Source organism: Rhodovastum atsumiense (assembly GCF_937425535.1).
In the GTDB taxonomy this organism is placed as follows: domain Bacteria; phylum Pseudomonadota; class Alphaproteobacteria; order Acetobacterales; family Acetobacteraceae; genus Rhodovastum; species Rhodovastum atsumiense.
Window position 1 is genome coordinate 3,292,838 of sequence record NZ_OW485601.1, and the last position, 26,050, is coordinate 3,318,887.

Genomic DNA, 26,050 nt, shown 5'->3' on the forward strand with positions numbered 1-26,050 from the left:
GTCATGTTCAGCCAATTCCGTCCCGCGATCGTGCTGATGCTGGCCCTGACCGTCATCACCGGGATTGCCTATCCGCTCGCCGTCACCGGCATCGCCCAGGCGGTGTTTCCGCATCAGGCCAATGGCAGCCTGATCGAGCGTGACGGGCGGGTGCTCGGCTCGGCGCTGATCGGCCAGGCGTTCAAGGAGGATCGTTACTTCCATGGCCGCCCGTCGGCGACCACCACGACGGACCCGAACGACCCGACCAGGACCGTGCCGCTGCCCTACAACGCGGCCAATTCGGGCGGTTCCAACCTTGCGCCCACCGCGAAGGCGCTGGTCGAGCGGGTCCGCGACGACGTGGCGGCGGTGCGGGAAGGGGACATGCCGGTTCCCGCTGACCTGGTCACCACCTCGGCCAGCGGGCTTGATCCCGATATCTCGCCCGCGGCGGCGGCTTTCCAGGTGGCAAGGGTGGCGAAAGCCCGCGGCCTGCCGGAAGATCGGGTGCGGGGGCTGATCGCGGGGGCGGCCAGCGAGCGCATGTTCGGTGTGCTGGGGGAGCGGCGGGTCAACGTGCTGGCGCTCAATCTGGCGCTGGACGCGTTACAATGACCGGGATCCAAGGGCCTCTGGCCCTTGGTGGAGGTCCAGGAGGCAAAGCCTCCTGGCGGGGCCCGGGGCAGCGCCCCGGAATTGCCTGATGCCGGAGCCGTTGCGTCCCTCCCCCGATGCCCTGCTGAAGCAGGCGGTCCGCGATTCCGGTCGCGGACGCCTGAAGATTTTTCTGGGCGCCGCCCCAGGTGTCGGCAAGACCTATGAGATGTTGTCCGCTGCCCAGGCGCGCCGCCGCGAGGGGGCGGACGTGGTGGTTGGCGTGGTGGAGACGCATGGCCGGGCGGAAACCGCTGCCCTGCTCGATGGCCTGGAGGTGTTGCCCCGCCGCCAGGAGGAGTACAAGGGCCGCCTGCTGGAAGAAATGGATCTCGATGCCTTGCTCGCGCGTCGTCCGGCGCTGGCGCTGGTGGACGAGTTCGCCCACAGCAACGCCCCGGGCAGCCGCCACCCGAAGCGCAGCATGGACGTCGAGGAATTGCTCGCGGCGGGCATCGACGTCTGGACCACGCTGAACGTCCAGCATCTGGAGAGCCTGAACGACATCGTCGCGCGCATCACCCGCATCCGCGTGCGCGAGACGGTGCCGGATGCGGTGCTCGATCTGGCCGACGAGATCGAGGTGGTGGACACCACGCCGGCCGACCTGATCCAGCGCCTGCGCGAGGGGAAGGTCTATACCGGCCGCACTGCCGTGCATGCGCTGGCGCATTACTTTTCGCCCGGCAACCTGACCGCGCTGCGCGAACTGGCGTTGCGGCGCACGGCGCAGAGCGTGGATGCGCGGCTGCGCGATCACATGCAGGCGCACGCGATCGCCGGGCCCTGGCCCGCGGGTGACCGCATCCTGGTCTGTGTCACCCGCGCCGGGACCGGGGCGGCGCTGGTGCGCTATGGCCGCCGGCTCGCCGAGCGGCTGCACGCGCCGTGGACGGCGCTGCATGTCGAGACGGCGCGGCATCTGCAGCGCTCCGAGGCCGAGCGCGATGCCATTGCCGAGTCGTTGCGCCTGGCCGAGCGGCTGGGGGCGGAGACCGCGACCATTCCCGGCCAGGACGTGCCCGCCGAGATCGTCGCCTATGCGCGGGCGCAGAATTTCTCGCATATCGTGGTGGGAAAGCCGGTGCGACGGCGCTGGTGGCGCCTGCGCCGCCCGGTGGCTGAAGCGTTGATCGCGGCCGCGGGTGAGATCCCGGTGCATGTGGTGGGCGGGGCCGGGCACGCCCCGTCACCGCCGGAGACGCCGGCGCGTGAGGCGGTCAATCCGCGTCCCTATCTCGCCGCCTGCGGCATCGTGGTGCTGGCGACGCTGCTGGGGGTCGGGCTGCGGCATGTGCTCGCGGTCAGCAACATCTCGCTGGTGTTCCTGACGGCGGTGCTGGTCAGCGCGGCGTGGTTCGGGCTGTGGCCGGCGCTGTTCACCTGCCTCGTCAGCGTGCTGGCCTATAATTTCTTCTTCCTGCCGCCGCTCTACACCTTCACCATCGCCGACCCGGAAAACGTGGTCACGCTGGTGTTCTTCCTGGCCGCCGCGCTGATCGCGGGCAACCTGGCCGCGGGGGTGCGGGCGCAGGCGCTGGCGGCGCGGCAGCGGGCACGCACCACCGACCAGCTGTACCAGTTCAGCCGCAAGCTGGCCGGCGTGGTTGGCATGGACGACCTGCTCTGGGCGACCGCCTACCAGATCGCCGCGATGCTGCGGGTGAACGTGGTGCTGCTGCTGCCGGAAGGGGAGAGCATCGCCGTGCGGGCGGGCTATCCGCCGGAGGACATGCTGGACGAGGCCGACTTCGCCGCCGCGGTCTGGTGCTGGCGCAACAACCGCCCGGCCGGGCGGGGGGCCGACACGCTGCCGGGGGCGCGCCGGCTGTTCCTGCCGCTGCGCACCGGCAGCGGCCCGGTCGGCGTGGTCGGCATCGGCCGCGAGGATGCCGGCACCGCCCCGTTGCTGGATCCGGAGCAGCGCCGGTTGCTGGATGCGCTGACCGACCAGGCGGCGATCGCCATCGAGCGGGTGAACCTCGCCGCCGACGTGGACCGCTCGCGGCTGGAGGCGGAGACCGAGCGGCTGCGCTCGGCGCTGCTGACCTCGCTGTCGCATGATCTGCGCACGCCGCTTGCCGCTATCCTGGGATCGGCCAGCAGCCTGGAGAGCTATCACGCGCTGCTGGACGAGGCGGCGCAGCGCGAACTGCTCGCCACCATCCGCGAGGAGGCGGAGCGCCTGAACCGCTTCGTCGGCAACCTGCTGGACATGACCCGGCTGGAATCCGGGGCCTTGGCGCTGCGGCTGGAATCCACTGATCCAGGCGAGGTGATCGGCACCGCGCTCGCCCGCACCGGACGGTTGCTGGCCGGGCACAATGTCACGCTCGATCTCGCGCAGGATCTGCCGACGGTGCGGCTCGATGCCGTGCTGTTCGAGCAGGTGCTGTTCAATCTGCTCGACAATGCCGCAAAATACGCGCCGGCGGGCAGCACGGTGCAGGTGCGCGGCTGGCGGGAGGCCGCGCCGGGGGGATCCGACCTGCTGCGGGTGCAGGTGATCGACGAGGGACCCGGCATTCCCGAGGAGGAGCTGGTACGCGTGTTCGACAAGTTCCACCGGGTGCGCAGCACCGACCACCAGCGCGCCGGCACCGGGCTCGGGCTCGCGATCTGCCGTGGCTTCATCGAGGCGATGGGCGGGCACATCACCGCGGCCAACCGGGCCGACCGGACCGGTGCGGTGTTCACGCTGACCTTGCCGGGGGCGCCATGACCGCGCCCTCGGTGCTGGTGGTGGATGACGAGCCGCCGATCCGCCGCCTGTTGCGCACCAGCCTCGGCGCCCAGGGCTGGCGGGTGGACGAGGCCGCCACCGCCGCCGCGGCGCTGGCGCGCGTGGCGGAGGCCCCGCCCGACGTGGTGATCCTCGATCTTGGCCTGCCCGACCGCGACGGGCTGGAGGTGATCCGCGAGCTGCGGCGCGGCAGCGCGGTGCCGATCGTGGTGCTGTCCTCGCGCGAGCGGGAGGATGCCAAGGTGGCGGCGCTCGATCTTGGCGCCGACGACTACGTGACCAAGCCGTTCGGCATGGAGGAGCTGACGGCGCGGCTGCGCGCGGCGCTGCGTCACCGCCTGCAGCAGGAAGGCGCGCCGCCGGTCTTTCGCAGCGGCACGCTCGCGGTCGACCTGGTGCGGCGGCGCGTGACGGTGGGAGACGCCGAGGTGCGGCTCTCGCCGCGGGAGTGGGACATTTTGGCGCTGCTTGTTATCCATGCCGGACGGGTGCTGACCCATCAGTTCATTCTGACGCGACTGTGGAAGGCGGGCGGCGACGTGCAGCAATTGCGTGTCTATGTCCGCCAGCTGCGTCAGAAGATCGAGGCCGACCCGGAGCGCCCGCGCCACGTTGTCACCGAGACGGGAGTTGGCTACCGGTTGGTGGTGCAGGAGACGGCGGCGTGATCCTGGCGGAGATGATACCCCCCCACCATGTCCTCGACCGGTTGCGCGCCGCCGACAAGCCGGCGCTGCTGGCCGAGCTGGGCCGGCGCGCGGAGGCCGTGTTCGGCCTGTCCGCCCCGGTGGTTGCGGCCGCCCTGGCGGCGCGGGAGGCGCTGGGATCGACCGGGGTCGGCGCCGGGATCGCGCTGCCCCATGCCCGGCTGGAGGGCGTGCCGGGACCGGTCGGCTTCCTCGTCCGGCTGGATCGACCGCTCGACTACGATGCGGTGGACGGGCGCCCGGTGGACCTGCTGGTGCTGTTGCTGAGCCCGCCGGAGGACAACGGCCATCTCCAGGCCCTGGCCGCGGTGTCGCGCCGGCTGCGCGACCCGGCCGCCGCGGCGGCCTTGCGCAAGGCACCGGACGCCGCGGCGTTGCGGGATATCTTCGTGGGCGGGTAGCGACGCCGCGGCGGAGGGTCAGTCCTGGCGTGCCGCCGCGGCTCGTGCCGTCATGCCGATCCCGGCCGCCCGCTCATCGCCGGTCAGGCCGCACAGCACCAGCCGGGCTGCCCGCTCGAGGTCGTCGCGCGCATTGGCCAGGCGGTCATCGGCATGGCCTTCGAGGTGTTCGGTGGCGCGCCATGCCGACCACAGCGCGTCGCCCGCCACCTGCAGCGCCGCGCGGCAGTGCCGGTCCCCCGGACTGGCGGCGGCGAGGCTGCGCAGCCTGCGGGCGTGCAGCAGCGTTGCCGCCGCTGCCTCCGGTATCGCCGCGTCCAGATGGCGCAGCGCCAACTGGTGTGCCGTCGCCGTGCTGAGCAGCAGCAGCGCCAGGCGGATGTTGCAGTCGGTTTGTCCGAGGGGCATTCCGGGCAATCATCTCCGCTCCGGTGCGCGTGACCGATCCCGCCAGACCGCCGGATCCGGTCATGGATCAGCCCCCGGCCGATGGGGCCGGCGCGACCGGGACTGCGGGCAGGGTGGTGCTCAGCACCGCCCCCGAGTGCAGCACCCGGCATCGCACCGAGGTGAAGCCCTGCGCTGCCAGCAGGCTGGTCAGGTCCCTGGTCCGCGTGACCCGACGTTCGCGCAGCACGATGCGTCCGTCCGGCTGCAGCCGCCGCCGCGCGAGCCGCAGCAGGCCGCCGATCCCCGGGGCGCTGTCGCTGGCGGACAGCACCACCAACTCCGCCACTTCGGTGGGGGCACGCAAGTCCGGGCGTAGCATGGTTGCGGCAGCACAGCCGCGGCGGAGCAGGGCGCACAGCACGTCAACGCTCCCGGCGCCGATCACCACCGCGCGGACATCGGCCAGCGGTTCCGCGGCATCCACCAGGTCATCGACATCGCTGCGCGGCAGCGAAGGCGGCGGCGCGGCGCGCCTTGCCAGCAGGCGGGCCTGATGTGTTGCCATCGCTCACCTCCGCCGCGCATGACGACGGGCAAGGCCCCGGTCCGCCGGCCATGCGACCATCAGGAACAGTGTGGCTGTTGCGACTTCGGCCAGGATCATCGGAACTGCGCCCATTCGCTTCCTCGTTTGGCAAAAGCCAAGGAAGAATTGAGCTGTGTTGCATAGGAAATCCATTCAGGGGGCAGGGCAACGGCATAGGAAAAGCATAGGCTTTCTGTGCAAAGACCCGGGGCGCCCCCGAGTGCGTGGCGCGGTGGAGGGCTCGAATCCTTCCCCGCGCCGATGGGGGCCGGGCGTTCGTCAGCGACCCGGCCCGTGATCACGCGGTGTCGATGAACTATCCCGTTAAACTATATCGTCCGGGAGATCGTGTTCGTGGAGGCTTTAATGAATATTCTATAAGTAAACTAATACAGAAATGTATCAATATGAGCCTTATGGGAGAGATAAATTTCGTAATTTCATCAGAAAATTCAGGAAATGGGCGAGAATTTAACAGGATAATAATCGCCATTGGTTTTGTCGAATTAGTGATGCGCCGCCGTTATTGACTACATTGGTGGTATTATTTCAAATACAACTTGAGCATCGATCGAGCTGCGTTGACGTGTCCGGGGCGGGCATATCCGTCTGCGCCCTCATCACAATTCGGGAGACCGCATGCAGGTCGAAGACCTCAATTCGATCGGCCAGGGGATCGTGCTCGACACCGACCTGGCGATCATCGGTGGCGGGCCGGCGGGCCTGGCGATCGCCCGCGAATTCGCGGCAACGTCGACACAGGTCCTGGTGCTCGAAAGCGGCCTGCTGCAGGAAGACGCGCCCCACGAGGACCTCAACCGGGTGGACAATGTCGGTGAACCCATGGGGGAGGCCAGTATCCGCGCGCGCATGGCCTTCCACGGCGCCAATTCGTCATCCTGGTCGCAGGAAACACAGGGATACGGGGTGAGGTGTCGGGTACTCGGGGGAGCCACACATGCCTGGGCCGGCAAGTCGGCTGCCCTCGACGCCTTCGATTTCCAGCCGCGGTCCTGGGTGCCTTTCTCCGGCTGGCCCTTCGGCGTGGCGGCAGTGGCGCCGTTCCTCGATCGTGCCGCGGACATGCTCAATCTTGGGCCGAATTGCTATGACGCGGGGCTGTGGGAGTTGCTGCGCCTCACGCCGCCATCCCCGCCCCTCGATGCGCGGCTGGTCGAGTCCTGCTTCTGGCAGTTCGCGCGCTCGCGCCAGGACCGGCTGGATCTCATGCGTGTTGGTCCCGAAGTGCTGAGGCTGCAGGCGGACAATCTCCGGATTCTGCTCAATGCCACGGTCACCTGCATCCACCCACCCGGCGCTGATGCGCCCTGCTTCGTGCTGGACGTGGCCTCGGTCGATGCGGGATGCGCCATGGTCCGCGCGCGCTGCGTCGTCCTGGCGGCGAGCGGGATCGAGAATCCGCGCCTGCTGCTGGCATCGAACCGCACCTGTCCGAACGGCCTGGGCAACGAGCACGGCCTTGTCGGACGATTCCTGATGGATCATCCGAGCGCAAGGCTGGGGCGTTTCGAGGTCGCGGGCTCCGCCGCCATCGTCGATCGCTTCGGCTTCTACGGCCTGCGGCGGCGGTCACAGATCCACATGTACATGCACGGCCTGACGCTCAGCCGCGAGGTGCAGGAGCGCGAAGGATTGCTGCATTGCGCCGCCTACATGATGGAGGAACGCGCGCCCGACGATCCGTGGGAGGCGCTGAAGCGGCTGCTGCGCGCCACCAGCACGGCACCCGTCGCCGATCTGCTCGCGGTCGCGCGCAGCCCGGGGCTGCTGGCCAAGGGGCTGGGGCTGCGGCTGTTCCAGGGGCACATCCTGCCTGATGCCGTGAAGGATCTTGCGATCGCGCTCATGGCCAGCCGGAGTCCCAACTTCGTCGTACGCGAGTTCCGCGCCCGCGGCCTGCCGCACAAGCTGACCGGCGTCGGCCTCGATGCCATCACCGAGCAGAAGCCGGATCCGGACAGCCGGATCACCCTGTCCGGCCAACGCGACCGTCTGGGCGTGCCGCTCGCGCGCGTGCAATGGCGGATCGATCCCGATGCCGCCCGGTCGCTGGCCCGGCTTGGCCGGATCCTGGCGGCGGAATTCGCCAGGGTAGGGCTGCCGGTGCCGGAGCTGGTGCCGTGGGTGGCGCGGGATCGTCCGCAGGATGCCGTCCTGATCGACATGGGCCATACCAGCGGCACCACGCGGATGGCCGACGATCCCAGGTCCGGGGTCGTCGATTCCCGCTGCCGGGTGCATGGCGTTCCCGGCCTTTATGTGGCCGGGGCCTCGGTGTTTCCGACCAGCGGGCATGCCAACCCGACGCTGATGATCGTGGCGCTGGCGATCCGGCTGGCCGATCAGATCAAGGCGGATCTCGCGGCCACGAAGCCGGCGCGCGACCTGCGCCCGCGGCGCAGGCCGCTCCCGGTGGAGTGATCGCGAACGGAATGGGGTGCGCTACGGATCGAGGCGTTCGTCCAGGAAGCGGTTCTCCGCGACGGCCTGCGCATCATCGTGCAATTGCCGCAGCAAGGGGTCCTGGCGACGGCCTTCGTCCTGCCAGCCATCGAAGCGCACCACCTGTTCGATCGGCAGCCGCTGGCGCCAGCCGACCAGTTCCAGCTCGGGCCGGGGATGGTAGCCCTCCACCCAGCCCAGGCAGAGATAGGCGATCGGCACGACGGGGGCGGGAATGCCCAGCGTCCGGCGCAGCGCGTCCTGGTCGAGGATGCTCACCCAGCCCACCCCCAACCCTTCGGCGCGGGCCGCCAGCCACAGGTTCTGCACCGCACAGACCGCGCTGTAGCTGTCCATCTCCCGGATATGAGTGCGGCCGATGACCACCGGCCCGGCGCGGTCGGGATCGCAGGTGATGCAGAGATTGACCGGCGCCTGCATGATCCCTTCCAGCTTGAGCGAACGGTACAGCGCCTGCCGTTCCGGCGGGAACATCGCCGCCGCTTCCTCATTGGCCTTGAGGAAAAGGTCATGCACGCGCCGGCGTACTTCCGGGTCGCGCAGCACCAGGAAATCCCATGGCTGCATGAAGCCCACCGAAGGCGCGTGGTGGGCGGCGGTGAGCACGCGGCTCAGCACCGCGTCCGGCACCGGATCGGGACGGAACTGGCTGCGCACGTCGCGCCGGGTGAGGATGGCACGGTAGATCCCGGCGCGTTCCGGCGCGGGGAGGGGGGCGGCTTCGGTCAACGCGGCGTCCGCTGTCGTCATCGTCCGGTCTCCTGCTGCCGGTGGCCGCTCGCGGGCCCGGCCAGTCCCTTGTAGGACGGCGGCCACCGCGCTGGCTATCCGGGGGCGAGAACCGGCCGGATCATTCCCGGAAAAGCCGATGACGCGTTGTGCCGCGGCGTTATTTCCGCGTCTCTGGTCATACGGTGAGCATTGGCAATAAAGCCTGCGTGATCGCGCCGTGCTGGAAATTGACGCCTGAAATCAGCCGCGCCACCAATCCCGCATGACACTGGAACGGACCTGCGCGGAGTCGACCCCCGACGCCATCGAGGCGGCACGGTTGCGCCATGCCGCGGATGACGCTGCCGATCCGCAAACCCGCGCCCTGCTGTTGAAACTTGCCGCAGCCAACGAAGCTGCGGCGCGTGATGGACATGTCGCGGCGGCCGCGAACCAGAACGACGCGGCGGAGCCGGCAGGGCTGCTGCGTCGCGCCTGGTCGCGCCTGGCGGAGAAGCGCAGCGGGCAGGTCGCGGCGCGGCGGCTCAGGGACGACCGGGCCGCGATGATCCGCACCGGCGGGTAGGGCCGCCGAGAGATCTTGCCCAGGCGGCACGGAGGCGGTCAGTATTGCGGCGGGGCCTCGACGGTTTCAACCGACAGGCCGTAGCCGGTGCCGAGCTGGCGTGCCGTTTCGAACCGCATCCGCAGCGCCGCCAGCGCGGCGATGGCCAGCCGCCCCAGCTCCTTGTCCGGGGTGTTCGATGCCTCGGCCTGGTACATCTCGGCCAGCGGCGCATAAAGCCCGAGCTGCCGGGCCAGAAAACGCCGGTCCATCTCCTCGCCGCGTGCCGTCCGCAGCCCGGCCAGCGAGGTATCCTCGGATGCCTGCAGATCGACGCCGTGCTTTGCCGCATAAGCGATCAGTTCACGCAGCAGCGTGGCGTGCTCCCCGGCGACGGCCTCGGCCAGTTGCCGGATCTCCGGGGTCGCGGCCGCCGCGGCGGCGAGCCGGCCCGCCTCTTGCTGCGCCTCGCTCAACCGGGCGGCACGGCGGAGGAAGCGAACGTCCTCGGCCGGCAGGCCCTGGCCGGGCTGCGGCGGCAGGCGCGGCGTGGGATCGGGCCGGAGACTGGCCTGCGCGACCGCGCTGCGCGCGGCGAACAGGGCAGGGGCCGTGCCGGCGACAAGCAGCAGCGAGCGGCGGTCGGTCATTGGATCTTCTCCTCGGTGGCGGGCGCTTACGCCGTGACCTGCCGGTAGAGGCGCGGCAACGCCGCGGTCAGGCGCGCGGCATCGGCGATGATCGTGTAGGCACCCTGGCCAAACAGCGCGGGGACATAATCGCGCGCCTCCTGGTCGATGGTGATGCCGAACACCCGGATACCGGCACGGCGGGCCTCGCGGATCGCCCGGCGCGTGTCCTCCACCGCGTAGCGACCTTCGTAATGGTCGGCATCGTTCGGCTTGCCGTCACTCAGCAGCAACAACAGGCGATGGGTCTCGGGCCGGTCGGCGAGGCCACGCGCGGCATGCCGGATCGCCGCCCCCATGCGGGTATAATGGCCGGGCCGCAGCGCCAGGATACGTCGCGCCACCGCCGCACCGGGAGGCTCGTCGAACGCCTTCACGCGGCGCACCCACACCGCGTGGCGGCGACGGGAGGTGAAGACCAGCACTTCATGTGCATCGCCGCAGGCCGCCAGCCCGGCGGTGAGGGCAAGCAGCGCCTCCTTTTCCACATCGAGCACCCGGCCCGTCCCGACCCAACTTTCGGTCGAGAGCGATCCATCGACCAGCACCAGCACGGCCAGGTCGCGCTGGTCGGTGCGGGCCGCGCGGAACACCCGCTCGCTGCCGGCACCGCTGGCACGGCAGTCCGCGACCGCCCGCACCAACGCCGGGAGATCAAGCTCCTCACCGTCCGGTTGGGCCTGCAGCATCCGTCGGCGCGGCCGCAGCGCCTCGAACTGGCGGCGCACCCGGCGGATGCGCCGCCGCGCCGCCGCGTCGGGATGCCAGTCCCCGGCCTCGGTCGCGGCCGGTTCGACGATCACGCGGCAATGGTCGGGATGATACGCGCCGCGCCGGTGATCCCATTCCGGATAGGTCAGCGTCGCGGCGAGCAACGGTTCGGCCGCGACCTCCGCCTGCGGCAGATGAGGATCCATGCGCAGCCGCGTCGCCGCACGGCGCGCCTGCGGAATAAGCGCCAGTTCGTCGAGATCCTCCGCCGCCTGCCGCGCCGCCGCGGCATCGTCATCCTCGACCGGGCGGGCGAGATTCATCATCTCGGCCAGTCCCAGGATGGTCTCGAACCGGTTCAGCACCAGCGGATCACGACGGCGGGTCTGCCCGGCGTCGCGCCGCCGCGCCCGCTGTCGCCGCGCCACCGTGCCGCCGGCGGCCCCGTGCGCATCGGCGCTGTCCTCCGGCGCTGTCGGTCCCGTCTCCGGCGCCACCACCTCGCCCCAGAGCGGCACCGGCAGGAAGGGCCGGTAGCGCCGCCCGGCCCGGAAACCCGCGACCGGCCGGGTCGGGTCCAGCATGGCGTGCAGGCGCGGCGGCAGCGGGTCTGGCGCGGCCTCGCCGAGACCGATGCGCACCGCCGCTTCCATCGCCGCCTCGTCGCCGGCCAGCTTCGGGCGGTGCCGCAGCGCGCGCAACGACGCCGCCAGCCGCGCATGCAGCGGACGCAGCCCCGGCCACTGCGCCAGCAGCCGGGCGGTGTGTGTGCGCGCCCGGCGCAGCCGCGCCACGTCGGCCTGCAGCGGATCGGCCGGCAGGGCGGGCGGCGTCGCTTCCGCCAGGGCGAACCACGCCGCGAGCCATTCATACAGCGCCTCGTTGTCCGCGCGCCGCTCCAGCACGGCGAGCACCGGCGGCAGCATCAGCGTGGCTCCGTCGAAGCATGGCTGCTCGAGCCGCTCCACCCCGCCCAGGCCGAGGCGGGCGCGCAGCCCGGTGCGGTGGCGCGAGGCGATGGCGGCGACGGGGGCGATGCGGACCGTCCCGGCCCCGCCAAGCGCGCGGAACAGCACACCGAGCCGCCCCCGCATGGCATCGAGCGAGACCGTCGCGTCCGGATGCACCGTCCAACTGGCGGCATCGCCGACGAGGCGGTGCCAGGCATGGCCGATCGTCTCCTCCGGTTCGAGGAACCAGGGCATGGGTCAGCCGAGGGTGATGTCGACGACGCGCAGCAGCGCCTGCCGCACGTCGGGCTCATCGGTCAGCGGTTCGATCATCGCGGCGCGGATGGCGAGCGCGGGCTGCATGCCGGCGGCGATCAGGCTGGCCGCGTAGACCAGCAGGCGGGTGGAGACGCCTTCTTCCAGGTCCTGGCCCTTCAACTCCCGCAGCGCCTGCGCCAGCCGCACCAGTGGCACGCAGCGCTCGCGCGGCAGGCCGCTCTCGGTGGCGACGATGGCGGCCTCGGCCTCCGGCGGCGGGAAGCCGAACTCCAGCGCCAGGAAACGCTGACGCGTGCTCGGCTTCAGCGATTTCAGCACCGACTGGTAACCAGGATTGTAGGAAACCACGAGCATGAAGCCGGGCGGAGCGTGCAGCACCTCGCCGGTGCGCTCCAGCGGCAGGATGCGGCGGTCGTCGGTCAACGGGTGCAGCACCACGGTGACGTCCCGGCGCGCTTCCACCACTTCGTCGAGGTAGCAGATGGCGCCTTCGCGCACCGCCCGGGTCAGCGGCCCGTCGCTCCAGACCGTGTCGCCGCCGCGCAGCAGCCAGCGCCCGGTGAGGTCGGCGGCGGTCAGGTCGTCATGGCAGGCGACGGTGTAGAGCGGCCGCCCGAGCCGTGCGGCCATGTGCGCGACGAAGCGTGTCTTGCCGCAGCCGGTCGGGCCCTTGAGCAGCAGCGGCAGGCGATTGCGGAAGGCCAGCTCGAACAGTGCGCATTCCCCGCCGGTGGGGGCGTAGTACGGCAGGGAGACGATCGTCTCGCTCATTCGGCGGGCAGCGGCGCGGCGCCGGGCTGGCTCGCGGGCACATCCTCGCGCACCGGCCCGAGCACGGCATAGAGATAGAGCGCCACGGCGACGGCGACCACCAGCCCCGCGCCGAGGCGCATCCAGTAGAACAGCACGATCTGTTCCTGCACTTCCATGTATTGCATGCCCATGACCCGCTGCAGATGCACCTGCACCACGCCGCCGAAGGTGAGGGTGAAGGTCATGAACGCCATCGCCGAGGTCATGATCCAGAAGCTCCACATGTTGAGCACCTGGTTGTAGGGCCGCACGCCGCGCAGGTACGGCATGGCGTAGCTGATGATGGCGAGGTTGAGCATGACATAGGCGCCGAAGAAGGCGAGGTGCGCGTGCGCCGCCGTGATCTGGGTGCCGTGGCTGTAGTAGTTGATGAAGGACAGCGTGTGCATGAAGCCCCAGACGCCGGCGCCGAAGAACGCCCCCACCGTGCAGCCGAGCGACCACAACAGCGCCGCCCGGTTGGGATGGTCGCGCCGGCCGCGCCAGACCATGCTGAAGCAGAACACCACCATGGCGAAGAAGGGCGCGATCTCGAAGGTGGAGAACACGCTGCCCACCCATTGCCAGTAGCCCGGCGCGCCGATCCAGTAATAGTGGTGCCCGGTGCCGAGCAGGCCGGAGAACAGCGACAGCCCGACGATGGCGTACAGCCATTTCTCCACCACCTCGCGGTCGGCGCCGGTCAGCTTGATCACCAGGAAGGCGAGCACCGCCGCCATCACCAGCTCCCACACGCCCTCGACCCAGAGATGCACGACGTACCACCAGTAGAGCTTGTCGACGGCGATGTTGACCGGGTCCCAGATGGCGAACAGCCAGAACACCGCGATGCCCCACATGCCGAGCAGCAGCACGCTGGTGATCGCGGTGCGCCGCCCGCCCAGCACCGTCAGCGAGACATTGGCGAGGAAGATCAGGGCCACCACGACGATGGCCCATTTGATCCAGAGCGGCTGTTCGAGGAACTCGCGCCCCTCGTGGATGCCGAACAGGTAGCCGGTCACCGCGGCAAGCGCGCCGAACAGCAGCAGGCCGAACTGGACATAGGCCAGCAGGGGGCTCGCGATCTCGCGCTCCGCCTCTTCCGGCACCAGGTAGTAGGCGGCGCCGAAGAAGCCCATCAGCAGCCACACGATCAACGCGTTGGTGTGGATCATGCGCAGGATGTTGAAGGGCAGGATGCCGGCGAGGAAATGCGGGATGACGTAGACGGTGGCGGCGAGCAGGCCGAACAGGATCTGCACCGCGAACAGGCCGAGCGCGCCGAGGAAATAAACCTGGGCAACGCGTTGGCTCGCGTATTTCATGGCGGTCCCCTTCTCAGCCCGCCGTGTTCGGCGGCCAGCCCTGGGTGTCGATTTTGCTGACGAATTCCAGGAAGTCGGCGAGGTCGCGCACCTCCTGCTCGGTCAGGTGGAACTGCGGCATCTGCCGCCGGCCGGGCACGCCGCTGGGTTGGGACGCCATCCAGGCGGCCAGCGCCGCGCGCGCGACCTCGGGATCGGCATCGCCGCCCCAGCGCTTCCAGACATTGCCAAGCTCCGGGGCGAAGTAGGCGCCTTCGCCGAGCAGCGTGTGACAGTCGATGCAGGCGTTGCGCTCCCACACGCGCTTGCCCCGCGCCACGCCTTCGGAAATCTGCGTCGCGGGGGCGCTGTGGGCGGTCATGTAGAAATGCGTCTGCAGGGTCAGGGCGAGGAAGACGACCAGGAAGAAGGCCGAACCGCCATAGAAGATGTTGCGGGTCGCCGCCCGCGTCAGACGCTCCGGCATGCGCGCTGCTCCTCCCCCTTGTCGTCCCGTTCCTCGGGCCGCTACGGCTTCACCGCCTCCTGCAGCCGGCGGGCCGCGTCCAGGCGCGGATGCAACTGGGGCAAGGTTCCGGCCGCCAGCGTCTTCAGGCCCTCGTCCGGGCCTTTTGCCGCTTCCTCGTAGCCCCGGATCTCCTGTTCCAGCGCCTGGATCTGCACCTCCGTATAGCGCCGGGTCAGCGCCAGGTAATCGAGCGGTTCCAGATTCTCGAGCACAACCTTGTGCTCGAATTCTTCCTCGCTGCCGATGCGCACGCCGCGCTGCTGCGCCAGCGCGCGCAATTGCTCAAGCTGCGGCCGGCGGAAATCGGCCATGCCCTGCGCGAACTGCTTCACCTCCGGCCGCACGTCGCGCGTGGCCGCGAGCGTCGCGGCCCGCTGCTGGAAGTGCGCGGAGCTGCAGGCGAAGACAAGGAAGCGGCCGGGATCGAGCGGCCGGGGCGGCACCTCCGCCGGCATGGCAATGCCGGGGGCGGCGGCGGACAGGGCCAGCGCCGCGGCCAGCAGGGGGCGACGCTGCAGGGAGGCGGGCATGGCGCTACTGCCAGCCCGGCACGCCGGCCATGTCCGGCAGCCGGTGGGCGATGCCCTTGTGGCAATCGATGCAGGTCTTCTGGCCGCTGAACAGGAAGCGCTCATGCGCGGCGGCGGCGCGCGGGTTCTGCCGCGACAGGTCCATCGAGCCGGCGGCATGGCAGTTGCGGCATTCGAGCGAATCGTTCGCCTTCATGCGCTGCCATTCATGCTCGGCGAGGGAACGGCGCAGGTCGAGGAACTTCTCGCGCGTGTCGATCGAGCCGAACAGATGCCCCCACACTTCCTTGGATGCCTGCATCTTGCGCGCGATCTTGCGGGTCCAGTCATGCGGCACGTGGCAGTCCGGGCAGCCGGCGCGCACGCCGGAGCGGTTGGTGAAGTGGATGGTGCCCTGCAGTTCCTGGTAGACGTTGTCGCGCATCTCGTGGCAGCCGACGCAGAAGCCGGGCTGGTTCGCCGCTTCCAGCGCCGTGTTGAACCCGCCCCAGAACACGGTTCCCATGATCTCGACTTTGGCCCTTTCGAGGGACATCAAGCCGCATAGGACATCAGCTCGGCCAAGCGCTGCTGCAGGGGTCTTGGATTTTCCGCGGTTCGTGCGCGCGCCCGCCAAGTCGGATAATCGTCCCGCCACAGGATGGGGTTCACTGCCTCCTCTGCCCACAGCACGCGTCTAACGGCGGCGAGGCAATCCGCGAACGTTGGGTCCGGCTTTCTGTACCAGGCAGCGCCGAGCACCGCGAGTTGGCCGGTCCGCGCGGCCATGTCGGCGGCCCACAGCGTCACCAGCGAGAACAGGCTGAGCAGCAACGGCGTGCTTCGGTGGATCGCCCGATCCGACCACTGGCGCTGGGTCTCGAACCCGAGGTGGCGCCGGGCCTCTTGGAAAGTAGGCTCGACCGCCCAGCGCATCGCGTACCATGTCAGGATCTGCAACGCTGACTGCTCCGGATCGGAGCAGACGAAGGCGCGCGTCTCGGCGCGTCCAGCCGGGTCCCTGGTCAGGACCCAGCGCACCGGCATGGTCTTGCCGTGCGCGCTCCACAGCGCCGTGCCGGTCGCGACATCGACCTCCCGCTCCGCCTTCCCATCCTTCGTCCGCCACCCCGGCACGGTCATGCGCTCCCACTTCGTGGCCTTCCGCACCGCCCGCGTGCGCGGCGTCAGTTGCCGGGTGCCGACGACGCGCGACCTGCCTTTCTGGCCTTTCCGGCGTGGCGGCGGCGGGTTGAAGAAGCGTGCGTCCATGCGGCAGCGCGCCACGCACACCGCGCAGTCGCGCAGTGTCCAGAAGAGGTCCAGGCTGGCGTAGGCGCCGTCGCCTACCATCACCAGCCGTCGGCCCGGGCACCAGCGGGCGACCAGCCGCATGGCCCAGGTCGCCTTCTCCGGCAGCGTCTGGTGTCGGCGCTGCCGCCTGACATCGGCCCGTTCCGAGCGGCTCAGAACCGTCAGGAACGGCAACCCCCAGGTACGCCTGGCGAAGCCGGGCCTGGCCACCACCTGCAGTGACAGCCACCGCAGGCCCGCAACCTTGACGAAGAAGCCGCGGCTCGACCGCACGGCATCGCGGTAGATGCCTTTGTCGCGGATCATGGCGCCGCGCCGACGTTCGACCGAATCGTCCACGGCGATCACCAGTGGCTCGCCCTCCGGCACGAACGCCGTCTGCAGCAGACCAAGCAGGATCCTGGCACCTTGCAGGCCCGACCAGTCCGCCCGCGAGAGGAAGCGGTGGAAGCGGCTGAACCCCTTGTCGGCGGCGCCATCCACCGCCCGCAGGGCCGCGCACACCGTCCGCCGGTTCAGGCACAGCAGCGCTCCCGTCGCCAGCGCCCCCGCGTTCAGCCACGACGGCTGCGTGAACATCGCCGCGAACGGCAGCAGCCACATCTCCATAACCCGGACGTTGCCGGACGCGTCGATCTTCGCCATGACGCTCTCCCCCGTGAGGCCGTACTGTGCCTCTCCTCGGGAGGGAGGATGGGAAATGGTCGGATCGTCAGCAGGGCCGCTGCGCCGCTGGCTCTCTCGTCTGCCCTCGCGACAGCCCCCTGCCAGCCCGGCGTCAGCGCCAGGGTCGCCACCGATGATCCGCTCCGGGGTCCTCGCTCGCTACCGCCGCCTGCGTCAGATCAGCAAGGAACAGCACGCAGCCGTCCTGGACATCATCGCCCACGACGTGCTGCTGGACTGGGCCAGGCGGCTCGACCTGACTGAAGGCAAGGCGGTGGTGCTCGAAAACGACAACGAGCTGACGCTGCCGGAGGATCTGGCCATCTACTTGCCCAGGCTGGGCCGTTCACATCCGCTCGACCGCTATGCCCGGGTCGCACGGTTCACGTCCGACTCCGACGAGGCGATCGTGCTCGCGGCGATGCGCCGGGCATGTTTCTCGCTCTGGCGCATCGAGCGGCGACACCCGGTCACAGGCCTGATCCTGCGCGATCTGCTGCGGGACAAGGAGACCTGGCTGATCGACGAGGCCATGGAGAAGAACGCGCCACTGGGAATGGAGATGGCTGCGCGTCTCCTGCAGCCCGAGAGCTTCGCGATGACCGCCCGTATCATCGTGCCGCTCCTCCCGGACCTGATGACACGTACGGAACTAATGGAAGAGGTGTTCACCAGGGCACCTGCGTTGACGCGCCTCCAGGGGGACACCCTTGCTGGGGACCCGCGTTTCGCGATCGGCGTCTATCGCGCCGCCGTCGCCACGGGGGCGATGGATCGCGTCCGCTTCAAACGCAAATAGGCCCAAATCCATGCGGGCGGCCCCACCACCACACACCAAAAGCGCCAAAGTCCAGATGATGAACCCCCCGAGTGTCAGGAATGCCAGGCTGAGCCGTTGCGCCGGGGCGAGGGCGGTGCGCACCACGCCGAGATCGCGGATGCGGTGCCACATCCGCCCGAACCTGCCCGGCCCGCCCTGGGCCTCGTCCAGGCCGGACATCAGCGCCGGTCCGCGCCGCCGCGGCGCTCGGGCTCGGTCAGCTGGTCCATGTCGCGGAAGCGGCTTTCCACCAGTGGCCGGGCTTCGGTCTGCGGCACGTGACAGGAGAGGCAGGCATAGCGCCGCGGCGCCAGCCCGCCGAGCGTGTTGCCCTCGCGGTCCTGGTAATGGGTCACCGAGATCATCGGTGCCTGGCTCTGCTCGGTGAAGCGGCGGGCATGGCAGGACATGCATTTGTTGGCGTTGAGGTCGAGCGCGTAGCCCTCGATGGCGTGCGGGATCAGCGGCGGCTGGTCGGGGTAGTTGCGGCGCACGCGGACATCGTTGGTGACGGCGCGCTGCATCGGCGGCACCGGCGTCTCGCGGGTGAAGGGCTCGGGGCCGCGCAGCCGCGGCGCGTCCTGGGCGTACAGCCCAGGAGAGAGAAGGACGCCGCCGAGCGCCAGCGCGACCGGCAGGAAGGGCCTGCGCATCAGCCGCGGCCTCCGCCCGGCGTGGTTTCCGCCACCGTCGCCGCCACGACCCTCACCGCGCATTTCTTGAAGTCGGTCTGCTTGGAGATCGGGTCGGTGGCGTCCAGTGTGACCTTGTTGATCAGTTGGCTGGCATCGAAGAACGGCACGAACACCACGCCCGGCGGTACCCGGTTGCGCCCGCGCGTTTCCAGCCGGCTGCGGATCTCGCCGCGGCGGGACTGGATGCGCACCTCCTGCCCGCGCCGCAGTCCCCGCTTCGTCGCGTCCTCGGGGTGCATGAACATCACCGCGCCGGGGAAGGCCCGGTACAGCTCCGGCACGCGCAGCGTCATCGACCCGGAATGCCAGTGCTCCAGCACCCGGCCCGTCACCAGCCACAGGTCGAACTCCTGGTCGGGGGATTCGGCGGGCGGTTCGTACGGCGCGCCGATGATGTTGGCGCGACGGTCGAGGTTGCCGTAGAACTGCAGGCCGCTGCCCTTTTCCACGTAGGGGTCGAATCCCTCGCGATAGCGCCAGCGGGTTTCCTTGCCGTCCACCACCGGCCAGCGCAGGCCGCGCACCTGGTGATAGGTGTCGAAGGGGGCAAGGTCGTGGCCGTGCCCGCGGCCGAAGGCGGCGTATTCCTCGAACAGGCCCTTCTGGACATAGAAGCCGAAATGCGCCGATTCGTGGTTGCCGTAGCCGGGATCGGCCTCGGCCAGCGGGAAACGGTCCACCTGGCCGTTGCGGAACAGCACCTCGTACAGCGTCTTGCCGCGATAGTCCGGCGCACGCGCGAGCAGGTCCTGCGGCCACACCTCCTCGGTGGTGAAGCGCTTCGAGAATTCCATCAATTGCCAGAGATCGGAGCGCGCCTCGCCCGGTGCCTCCACCAGTTGGTGCCAGAAATGCGTGCGCCTCTCGGCATTGCCGTAGGCACCTTCCTTCTCCACCCACATCGCCGTCGGCAGCACGATGTCGGAGGCCATCGCGGTGACGGTCGGATAGGCGTCCGAGCAGACCACCAGGTTCGCCGGGTTGCGGTAGCCCGGATAGGTCTCGTTGTTGGTGTTGGGCGCGGTCTGCAGGTTGTTGTTGCACTGGATCCAGTAGGCGTTGAGCCGGCCGTCCTTCAGCATGCGGTCCTGCTGCACGGCGTGGTACCCCACCTTGTCCGGCAGCAGCCCGGCGGGCAGCTTCCACAATTCCTCACTGTGCCGCCGGTGCTCGGGGTTGGTCACCTGCATGTCGGCGGGCAGTCGGTGGGAGAAGGTGCCGACCTCCCGCGCGGTGCCGCAGGCCGAAGGCTGGCCGGTCAGCGAGAACGGGCCGTTGCCCGGCTCGGAGATCTTCCCGGTCAGCAGGTGCAGGTTGTAGACCATGTGATTGGCCCAGACGCCGCGCACATGCTGGTTGAAGCCCATGGTCCAGAGCGACATGACCTTGGCCTTCGGATCGGCGTAGAGCCGTGCCAGCGCCTCAAGCTGGGTCTTCGGCACGCCGGAGATTTCGTGCGCGCGGTCCAGCGTGTACTCGGCGACCTGCTTTGTGTAGGCCTCGAAATCGGCGGGCTGCGAAACCTGGGCGTCGTTGGCGTGCTGGGCGCGCTGCTCCAGCACGTTGTCGGGGCGCAGCCCGTAACCGATATCGGTGTTGGCCAGCCGGAAATTGACGTGGCGTTGCACGAAGTCGCGATTCACCGCGCCCGATTGGATGATATGGTTGGCGATGTAGTTGAGGATGGCGAGGTCGGTGCCGGGGTGGAAGATCACCGTCGCGTCCGACAGGTCCGTGGTCCGGTGCTCGTAGGTCGAGAGCGTGTGGATGCGTACATGCTCCGCGCTGAGCCGGCGGTCGGTGATGCGGGTCCACAGGATCGGATGCATCTCCGCCATGTTCGAGCCCCAGAGCACGAAGGCATCGGCCTGCTCGAAATCGTCGTAGCAGCCCATCGGCTCGTCCATGCCGAAGGCGCGGATGAAGGCGACCGCGGCCGAAGCCATGCAGTGCCGGGCATTGGGATCGAGGTTGTTGGAGCGGAACCCGGCACGCATCAGCTTCGACGCGGCATAGCCTTCCCACAGGGTCCACTGGCCGGAGCCGAACATGCCGACCGCGTCCGGTCCCTTTTCCCGCAGCACCCGCTTCCAGTGCGCCGCCATGATGTCGAAGGCCATGTCCCAGGACACCGGCTGCAGCTCGCCATCCTTGGCGAACTGTCCGCCGCGCATCCGCATCAGCGGGCGGGTCAGGCGGTCGGCGCCGTACATGATCTTGGAGAGGAAGTAACCCTTTACGCAGTTGAGGCCGCGATTCACCTCGGCCTGCATGTCGCCATGCGTCGCCACCACCCGTCCGTCCTTGACCGCGACCATGACGCCGCAGCCGGTGCCGCAGAAGCGGCAGGGGGCCTTCGACCATTTCAGGTGCAGCTCCTCGCCGGTGGCGACGTTCTGCGCGCCGGCGGAAAGCGGCACGCCAGCCACGGCGGCGGCCGCGGCGGCCGCCTGGGCGCGGATCAGGTCACGGCGCGAGACATCCATGGGATGGTCCCTTCGGTAAGGCTGGTTCGAAATGGTGGAAGACGAGGCTGGCGGCGAGCACGCCGTCGAGCATCTGGATCGCGTTCAGCCGCGCGACGATCTCGTCCTCGGTGCCGGTTTCGAGGGTGACGACGAGCTTGCCCGTGTCGGTGCCGCCATGCAGCACCACGCCCGGCATGGCCTGCAGCGTATCGGCGATCGCCTGCGCCTGCAGCGGACGGCTGTGCACCACAAGGCCAGAGATGTGGACGTCATCCTGCATCGGGGGACTCCGGGACGGGGGGAGCGGAGACGCGCAGGGCATCGGCGGGGCAGACGCGGACGCAGTCACCGCAGCCGGTGCAGGAAGCAGCCACGACATGCGGGCGGGCGCCGCCGCGGGCGAGGGTGAAACGGATGGCGCCGGCCGGGCACGCGTCCCGGCAACTCATGCAGGCAATTCCGCGCAGCGCCAGGCAGGCGTCGCCAAGGAGGGCGAGAGCTACTGGCGCGGCAGGCGTGTCGGTGCCGAAGAGCAACCTGCGCCGCCGCAGTCCAAGTGGGGGCGTGCCGGTCATCGCATGCGGTTCACACAGGCCCCGGCGGGCCGGTGAACAGGTAGTACATCCACACCACGAAGCCCCAGCCGGCCACCACGCCGACGGCGATGAACGGCCAGATCACCACCGCGAGCAGCAGGAAAACCAGAAGCTCATGCAATAACGACGGCCTTGCACTACGTGCACTGCTTCCGTTTGGGTTCATATCTTGCGCTTCTCCAGCGCCATAAGACATGAACGCCGGGTGCGGTTCCCGTCATGTATTTCGATTGTTGCGACGAGTACCCCATGCCTCTTTTGCGCCGGACATGCGGGGCGTCGGCAGGCCGCTCAGGGGGCGGGGTCGAGCAGCCCCGACCAGACCCAGCCCCAGGCGACCTCGTCACCCACCTGCACCCAGCCGTCGCGGGTGCGTGCATGGACTTTCAGGAGCGTGCCCCTGGGGGCGGTCTGCAGCACTGGCGCGGCATTGTTCGGGTTCGCGCGGACGTTGGAAACTTCCCGCACCACGACATGCTCGCCGTCGGCCGGCGCGAGGGCGCGGGCGGCATGCCGCGTATCGCGCTGCCGTTCCACCACGGTCAGTTCGGTGCGGGCGTCATCGAGCTGCTGCCGCAGCCCCGCGAGTTCCTGCCGCGCCTGGTCCGCCTGGTCGTGCAAGGCCGCGAGCAGCGCAGTCTCCACCTGCACCTGACCGCGCAATGCGTCGATCCGCTCTTCCGACGCGGGCATGGCGGCGCCACCCTGTCGGGATGCCAGGACGGGCGCCTGCGGGGATGGGCCGGCCGGGCGCGGTGGGGCGGAGGGACGGCCGACCAGGACCCACACGCCGAGGAACCCAGCGGTGACGCAGGCAAGGCCGGCGGCGCCATAGGCGGCAAGCCGCCGGGCCTGCTGTCGCCATGGCGGCGGCCCGGCAGGGGGCGTGGCGGGGCGGGGGGGCGCGCCCGAGAAGCTTGATTGCCGAGTGATCAACATTCCATCCATTCGCACTGATGATGGAAGGCCATCAAAAGAACCTGATGGGCATGTGCAATACTGTAAGCATGCAGATAATAAGAATCTGAAATTATACGCTTATTGATCTAAAATCAGCGGCGCCGATAAAACTTTTGCGCGAAGACGTGTGATGTGACGGGGCCACGTGTTTGTGGCCTGTCTGCACGTTCGTGATTTGTTTGTGTCTGCCTGATCGTCGTCCGGGCCGGCCCATCGAACAAGGCGGTGCAGGCAGCGGCAGCCCCGCCCTGCACCCCGGAGCGGAAGCCGGCTCAGGTGTGGTTGGCGGACCCCCGGATTCGTTCCAGCAATGCGTTCAGGACGTGCCGGGAGACGGCGTCCTTGATCGGCCGGGCCAGGGGGTCATCCGACAGGTCTTCCGGCAGGCACACCGTTCCGCTCTGTCGCCTGACCCGCACCTCGTGGATCGTGTCGCGCACCTTCACATCGACCACCCATCTGTCCCGCCCCGAGGCGCCACCGGGAGGAGCCACCACGGGGCGCATGCGAAGAATGGCGAAGGCGGTCTGCGGGTCGGCAATCTCTGTCATTTCGGTCTTTCGATCTTGCATGCTGCGGAACGCGCCTGTCCCGCAACCGGGGGCGCGCCTCCGTAATGTGTGACATGATGCATTCCTTGCGTGATCAGATCCTGGTGTAGTTTGGGGTCTGACCCAAAAAATGGCCGATAATCTGTTGAAATATAGCGATTACTTTCCCGTGCTGGCGGCCGGCGCGGTGGGTTCCGTCGAGGGGCGCGATAGCCGGGCCTGGCGCGACCTGGTCCCGAAGCCAATGGGGAGATCCCCCGGCCGCGCCGTGTGACCCACAATCGCGCAGACCGGCATGGTTTGTTGCAATATCGGCTCGACCGCATGGGTGAAGGCCAGGGCCGCGAGGCAGGCGCCGAGGAACTGGCCGGCAAGGTAGGTGGGCAGCAGGGACGCCGGCATCCGCCGCCCCGGCACCATGGCGATGCTGACCGCCGGATTGAGATGGGCGCAGCACAGGTGGCGCGTCGCGTAGATGGCGACCGTCACCCCCAGACCATGGCCACCTGGAACAGTCCGGCATGGGCGGAGAACAGCACGGTGACCGCCACCGGCCCGCAGCCGAGCAGCACCAGCAAAAAGGTGCCGATCAGCTCGCCGGAAAAATGATGCAGCTTGCGCATGACGCTCAGCAGCACCCGCAGCTTTCCACGCCCTCCGGGGCGCAGCCGCAGTCGAACCGGCCGAAATGGCAGGAGCGGTCGCCCTCGACGTTGAAATGCCGGGCGAGCCGGGTTTCCCCCACCATGGTGGCGGTATTGCCGCAGACCCGCATCGGCCGGCCGGTGAGGAAGGTATGATGGTCGTCGAGCGCGAAACGCTGCGGATGGTCCGGAATGGTGCCGAGATAGGTCACGGCCTGCCCGTAATCCTCGCAGATATCCTCGAGCGAGGGCAGCTTGAAGGCACGCAGCTTGATCGACCAGAAACGCGCCGGGGCGACGCGGTTTTCCAGGGTGGGATTGCCGATGCTGATCCGGCTGCGGCTCACCACGCGGTAGTCCGGCCAGCCGGTGTCGCGCAGCAGGCGGCGCAGATCCTCGACATACATCGCCCCGCCCAGGCATTCGGCGCGCAGTTCGGGATCCTCGCGCAGCCGCGCCGGCAGCCGCCGGTCGGCGAAGACATCAGCGCAGAGCAGCTCGCCGCCCGGCTTCAGCACCCGGAAGATCTCGGTGAAGACGCGGGGCTGGGCCGGCGAGAGATTGATCACGCAATTGGAAACGACCACGTCGATCGAGTTGTCGGCGATGCCCAGCGCCGCCAGGTCCTCGATGAAGCCCTGGCGGAAATCGGTGTTCGGCCACGCGTAGCCGAAGCGCAGCGCCTGCGCGTGCTGGTGGCGGCGGGCGACCTGCAATTGCTCCTCGGTCATGTCGACGCCGATTACCTTGCCGCGGGGGCCGACCAGGGCGGAGATCAGGTAGGCGTCGCGGCCGCTGCCGCAGCCCAGATCGAGCACGGTGCAGCCTTCCAGTGCCGGCGGGATGGGCGAGCCGCAGCCATAGAAGCGGTCGAGGATCTCGCCGTCGATCATCGACAGGATGGATTGGTACGGGGTCGGCACGGACTCGCGGCAACAGCAGGCATTGGTCCGCAGGTCCCGCTTGCCGGTCAGCGTCCGGCCGTAATAGGCGCGGATCTCCTGCAATTCGGCATCAAGATGCGACATGGCTGCAAACTTCCACGCAGGGTGACAGGAACGCAGGCGCAGCCTGCCCCGCCGCAGCAGCCCCGTCTGTCGCATGCGCGACAGACGGGTGTCGTCCAGCCGACAGGCCGGCCCGCAGCGTCCCCTCAGCCGGCCTGCCTGCGTCGGGCCTGTCGCTTGCGCCACCACAGCACCACGCCCGAGATCGAGAGCACCGCCACGCCGATGCCGGTCGCGGCGATGACGATCCGTCCGGGCAGCCCGGCGATCTGGCCGCTGTGCAGCGGGAACTGGGCCTGCATCACCAGGTCGCCGGCGCGGCCTTCGCCCGGCAGGTCCTGGCGCAGCACCGCCCCGGTGCTGTCGTCGAGATAAATCGCGGGCATGCCCAGTCCGGCGGCGTGATGTCCGCCGGCCGGGAAGAAGTAGATCCCGTACACGCCGATGGCGCGGTTTTCGTAGATGCCACCGGGCACGCCGGGCCAGTGTGCGGCGCGGGCGATCGCTGCCGCCCGGGCGATTGCCGCCTCGTAGCTCAGGCGCGGCCGGTCCGGTGGCGGCGGCGTGCGGGCCGCGGCCGTCTGCAGCAGCGTCGGCCCGGTGGGCACCAGGCGCGAGAGCACCGGGTGGAACACCTCCTCGCGCAGCGACAGCGCCACGGCGCTGACCGCGAGGGTCAGCAGCGTCACCCACAGCCACAATCCGCCGGCGCGGTGCAGGTCGACGATGAAGCGGTGCAGGCTGGCGCCGCGCTTGATCTGCCAGGCGACGCGCCAGCGGGCCAGGAAGCCCGGGCCGGAGCGCGGCAGGGTCAGCACCAGCCCGCCGAAGCAGTCGAGCGCCCAGAGGATGGCGATGCCGCCCATCAGCCATTGCCCGACCTGCCCGGCGGCGAGCGTGTAGTGCAGCGAATACAGGAACGGCACGATTTGCCGCTGTCCGAGGCAGCAGCCGCCCCACTCGCGCCGGCCCAGCACCGTGCCGGTGTCCGGCTCGATGAAGACCTGGTTGTAGTCGAGCGTGGCCGCCGCCGCCGGATCGATGCCGGGGCGCGGATCGACGAAGGCGACCACGGTGCCGCCCGGATCAGGGCGGAACTGCAGGTAGCGCAATTGCACCCGCGGGTCGGCCTCGACCCGGGCCACCAGATCGCCCGGCGGCAGCGGGCTGGCGGCGGCGACGTCAGGGGCGGTGGTCAGGTCGGGATTGAGCCAGCCATCCAGTTCGTCGTGGAAGGCGATGACGCTGCCGGTCAGCCCGGCCAGCACCAGGAAGGCCGCCATCGCCAGTCCGGCGATGCGATGCAACCACAGCAGCCACGCGCGCATGGGTCCGCTTCC

Annotated in this window: 29 protein-coding genes; 7 read left to right on the forward strand and 22 right to left on the reverse strand. The window is 69.3% G+C overall.

Annotated features, from left to right (window positions below):
* Nucleotides 1–3: 3 nt before the first annotated feature.
* The 4 genes from NBY65_RS15015 (at nucleotide 4) to NBY65_RS15030 (ending at nucleotide 4,487) form a co-directional block, all read left to right on the forward strand.
* Entirely contained in the window at nucleotides 4–597 is a 594-nt protein-coding gene (locus NBY65_RS15015) for a K(+)-transporting ATPase subunit C (protein ID WP_150041695.1), read from the forward strand.
* 88 nt (nucleotides 598–685) lie between these two features.
* A complete protein-coding gene (locus tag NBY65_RS15020) occupies nucleotides 686–3,358 on the forward strand; it encodes a sensor histidine kinase (protein ID WP_150041696.1) in 2,673 nt (890 codons plus the stop codon).
* The gene (locus NBY65_RS15025) at nucleotides 3,355–4,047 is read left to right on the forward strand and encodes a response regulator (protein ID WP_150041697.1); all 693 of its coding nucleotides are present in this window, start codon (nucleotides 3,355–3,357) and stop codon (nucleotides 4,045–4,047) included. The genes NBY65_RS15020 and NBY65_RS15025 overlap by 4 nt, the downstream gene beginning before the upstream one ends.
* Nucleotides 4,044–4,487: a PTS sugar transporter subunit IIA gene (locus NBY65_RS15030; protein ID WP_203330527.1), complete on the forward strand. Its 444-nt coding sequence runs from the start codon at nucleotides 4,044–4,046 to the stop codon at nucleotides 4,485–4,487. The genes NBY65_RS15025 and NBY65_RS15030 overlap by 4 nt, the downstream gene beginning before the upstream one ends.
* Nucleotides 4,488–4,505: 18 nt before the next feature.
* On the opposite strand, the gene NBY65_RS15035 is transcribed toward NBY65_RS15030, so the two are convergent.
* Both NBY65_RS15035 and NBY65_RS15040 read right to left on the reverse strand, forming a co-directional pair.
* On the reverse strand, nucleotides 4,506–4,895 hold the full coding sequence (locus NBY65_RS15035; RefSeq protein WP_150041698.1) for a hypothetical protein: 390 nt from the start codon (nucleotides 4,893–4,895) through the stop codon (nucleotides 4,506–4,508).
* 67 nt (nucleotides 4,896–4,962) lie between these two features.
* Entirely contained in the window at nucleotides 4,963–5,442 is a 480-nt protein-coding gene (locus NBY65_RS15040) for a hypothetical protein (protein ID WP_150041699.1), read from the reverse strand.
* A gap of 660 nt (nucleotides 5,443–6,102) precedes the next feature.
* On the opposite strand from NBY65_RS15040, the gene NBY65_RS15045 reads away from it, so the two are divergent.
* A complete protein-coding gene (locus NBY65_RS15045; protein WP_150041700.1) occupies nucleotides 6,103–7,905 on the forward strand; it encodes a GMC oxidoreductase in 1,803 nt (600 codons plus the stop codon).
* Between the two features lie 21 nt (nucleotides 7,906–7,926).
* Here the strand turns inward: NBY65_RS15045 and bluB are convergent, their stop codons facing one another.
* Nucleotides 7,927–8,697 (reverse strand): 5,6-dimethylbenzimidazole synthase, encoded by a 771-nt coding sequence (gene bluB / locus NBY65_RS15050; RefSeq protein ID WP_150041701.1) that lies wholly within the window; start codon nucleotides 8,695–8,697, stop codon nucleotides 7,927–7,929.
* A gap of 244 nt (nucleotides 8,698–8,941) precedes the next feature.
* On the opposite strand from bluB, the gene NBY65_RS15055 reads away from it, so the two are divergent.
* Nucleotides 8,942–9,244, forward strand: a complete 303-nt coding sequence (locus NBY65_RS15055) for a hypothetical protein (protein WP_150041702.1) — start codon at nucleotides 8,942–8,944, stop codon at nucleotides 9,242–9,244.
* A 38-nt stretch (nucleotides 9,245–9,282) separates the two neighbouring features.
* Here NBY65_RS15055 and NBY65_RS15060 read toward each other — a convergent pair whose 3' ends face one another.
* Genes NBY65_RS15060 through NBY65_RS15095 form a run of 8 tightly spaced genes read right to left on the reverse strand, consistent with a single transcriptional unit; the run spans nucleotide 9,283 to nucleotide 16,948 of the window.
* A complete protein-coding gene (locus tag NBY65_RS15060; protein WP_150041703.1) occupies nucleotides 9,283–9,873 on the reverse strand; it encodes a DUF4142 domain-containing protein in 591 nt (196 codons plus the stop codon).
* Between the two features lie 26 nt (nucleotides 9,874–9,899).
* Nucleotides 9,900–11,828: a nitric oxide reductase activation protein NorD gene (locus NBY65_RS15065; protein WP_150041704.1), complete on the reverse strand. Its 1,929-nt coding sequence runs from the start codon at nucleotides 11,826–11,828 to the stop codon at nucleotides 9,900–9,902.
* Nucleotides 11,829–11,831: 3 nt separating this feature from the next.
* Nucleotides 11,832–12,623 (reverse strand): CbbQ/NirQ/NorQ/GpvN family protein, encoded by a 792-nt coding sequence (locus tag NBY65_RS15070; protein WP_150041705.1) that lies wholly within the window; start codon nucleotides 12,621–12,623, stop codon nucleotides 11,832–11,834.
* Nucleotides 12,620–13,972, reverse strand: coding sequence for a cbb3-type cytochrome c oxidase subunit I (locus NBY65_RS15075; protein ID WP_150041706.1), 1,353 nt, complete (start codon nucleotides 13,970–13,972; stop codon nucleotides 12,620–12,622). Before NBY65_RS15075 ends, NBY65_RS15070 begins: the two co-directional genes overlap by 4 nt.
* A gap of 13 nt (nucleotides 13,973–13,985) precedes the next feature.
* The gene (locus tag NBY65_RS15080) at nucleotides 13,986–14,438 is read right to left on the reverse strand and encodes a c-type cytochrome (protein ID WP_150041707.1); all 453 of its coding nucleotides are present in this window, start codon (nucleotides 14,436–14,438) and stop codon (nucleotides 13,986–13,988) included.
* Nucleotides 14,439–14,479: 41 nt separating this feature from the next.
* Nucleotides 14,480–15,010, reverse strand: a complete 531-nt coding sequence (locus NBY65_RS15085; protein WP_162530620.1) for a DUF4142 domain-containing protein — start codon at nucleotides 15,008–15,010, stop codon at nucleotides 14,480–14,482.
* A gap of 4 nt (nucleotides 15,011–15,014) precedes the next feature.
* Entirely contained in the window at nucleotides 15,015–15,545 is a 531-nt protein-coding gene (locus tag NBY65_RS15090) for a NapC/NirT family cytochrome c (protein ID WP_150041709.1), read from the reverse strand.
* Entirely contained in the window at nucleotides 15,545–16,948 is a 1,404-nt protein-coding gene (locus NBY65_RS15095; RefSeq protein WP_150045834.1) for an IS701 family transposase, read from the reverse strand. The genes NBY65_RS15090 and NBY65_RS15095 overlap by 1 nt, the downstream gene beginning before the upstream one ends.
* 154 nt (nucleotides 16,949–17,102) lie before the next feature.
* Here NBY65_RS15095 and NBY65_RS15100 point away from each other — a divergent pair, with 154 nt between their 5' ends.
* Nucleotides 17,103–17,768 carry a hypothetical protein gene (locus NBY65_RS15100; protein ID WP_150045835.1) on the forward strand — a complete coding sequence of 222 codons (666 nt, stop codon included), beginning with the start codon at nucleotides 17,103–17,105 and terminating at the stop codon, nucleotides 17,766–17,768.
* A 200-nt stretch (nucleotides 17,769–17,968) separates the two neighbouring features.
* Here the strand turns inward: NBY65_RS15100 and NBY65_RS15105 are convergent, their stop codons facing one another.
* From NBY65_RS15105 to NBY65_RS15155, 11 genes are all read right to left on the reverse strand, one after another.
* On the reverse strand, nucleotides 17,969–18,442 hold the full coding sequence (locus NBY65_RS15105; RefSeq protein WP_150043758.1) for a nitrate reductase cytochrome c-type subunit: 474 nt from the start codon (nucleotides 18,440–18,442) through the stop codon (nucleotides 17,969–17,971).
* Nucleotides 18,442–20,970: a periplasmic nitrate reductase subunit alpha gene (gene napA / locus NBY65_RS15110; protein WP_150043757.1), complete on the reverse strand. Its 2,529-nt coding sequence runs from the start codon at nucleotides 20,968–20,970 to the stop codon at nucleotides 18,442–18,444. Before napA ends, NBY65_RS15105 begins: the two co-directional genes overlap by 1 nt.
* Nucleotides 20,951–21,232: a chaperone NapD gene (locus NBY65_RS15115; protein WP_162530789.1), complete on the reverse strand. Its 282-nt coding sequence runs from the start codon at nucleotides 21,230–21,232 to the stop codon at nucleotides 20,951–20,953. Before NBY65_RS15115 ends, napA begins: the two co-directional genes overlap by 20 nt.
* Nucleotides 21,222–21,527: a 4Fe-4S binding protein gene (locus NBY65_RS15120; protein WP_150043753.1), complete on the reverse strand. Its 306-nt coding sequence runs from the start codon at nucleotides 21,525–21,527 to the stop codon at nucleotides 21,222–21,224. Before NBY65_RS15120 ends, NBY65_RS15115 begins: the two co-directional genes overlap by 11 nt.
* 10 nt (nucleotides 21,528–21,537) lie before the next feature.
* A complete protein-coding gene (locus NBY65_RS15125; protein ID WP_239003022.1) occupies nucleotides 21,538–21,669 on the reverse strand; it encodes a periplasmic nitrate reductase, NapE protein in 132 nt (43 codons plus the stop codon).
* Between the two features lie 170 nt (nucleotides 21,670–21,839).
* Complete coding sequence (locus tag NBY65_RS15130; RefSeq protein ID WP_150043749.1) at nucleotides 21,840–22,487, reverse strand: SH3 domain-containing protein; 648 nt, start codon at nucleotides 22,485–22,487, stop codon at nucleotides 21,840–21,842.
* 293 nt (nucleotides 22,488–22,780) lie between these two features.
* Nucleotides 22,781–23,059, reverse strand: a complete 279-nt coding sequence (locus tag NBY65_RS15135; RefSeq protein WP_150043747.1) for a hypothetical protein — start codon at nucleotides 23,057–23,059, stop codon at nucleotides 22,781–22,783.
* Between the two features lie 159 nt (nucleotides 23,060–23,218).
* A complete protein-coding gene (locus tag NBY65_RS15140; RefSeq protein ID WP_203330653.1) occupies nucleotides 23,219–23,548 on the reverse strand; it encodes an aquaporin in 330 nt (109 codons plus the stop codon).
* Complete coding sequence (locus NBY65_RS15145) at nucleotides 23,545–23,697, reverse strand: hypothetical protein (protein ID WP_203330652.1); 153 nt, start codon at nucleotides 23,695–23,697, stop codon at nucleotides 23,545–23,547. The genes NBY65_RS15140 and NBY65_RS15145 overlap by 4 nt, the downstream gene beginning before the upstream one ends.
* On the reverse strand, nucleotides 23,688–24,731 hold the full coding sequence (locus tag NBY65_RS15150) for a methyltransferase domain-containing protein (protein WP_150043745.1): 1,044 nt from the start codon (nucleotides 24,729–24,731) through the stop codon (nucleotides 23,688–23,690). The genes NBY65_RS15145 and NBY65_RS15150 overlap by 10 nt, the downstream gene beginning before the upstream one ends.
* Nucleotides 24,732–24,856: 125 nt before the next feature.
* Entirely contained in the window at nucleotides 24,857–26,038 is a 1,182-nt protein-coding gene (locus tag NBY65_RS15155) for a PepSY-associated TM helix domain-containing protein (RefSeq protein ID WP_150043743.1), read from the reverse strand.
* Nucleotides 26,039–26,050 lie beyond the last annotated feature (12 nt).